This is a genomic window from Bradyrhizobium uaiense, from assembly GCF_010811875.1.
GTDB lineage: Bacteria > Pseudomonadota > Alphaproteobacteria > Rhizobiales > Xanthobacteraceae > Bradyrhizobium > Bradyrhizobium uaiense.
The window spans coordinates 1-243 of the sequence record NZ_VKHP01000996.1; the positions used below are offsets into that span (position 1 = coordinate 1).

At 57.6% G+C, this 243-nt stretch carries 1 protein-coding gene; it reads right to left on the bottom strand.

Features of this window, described 5'->3' with window-relative positions; genetic code table 11:
- On the bottom strand, nucleotides 1-139 hold a 139-nt coding region (locus FNJ47_RS48475), incomplete at its 3' end, for a transposase (RefSeq protein ID WP_163163779.1).
- Nucleotides 140-243 lie beyond the last annotated feature (104 nt).

Sequence of the window (243 nt, forward strand, 5' to 3'; positions counted from 1 at the left end):
CGTCGTATTTCTTCTTCCAGTTGAAGTAGGTCGCCTGGCTGATCCCGGCCTTGCGGCAGATCTCCGCCACCGCAACCCCGTCACTGCCCTGTTTCAGGATGAACGCTTTCTGGGCGTCCGAAAACCTTGCTCGCTTCATCTGTCCGTCCTTCTGCTGATCTGAGGCCGGCAAACTGGACCATTTTTGGCTAGAGTTTTTCGCACCGATTCCCGGGCTGGGAGGAGCGAAGGACGATGAAGGCC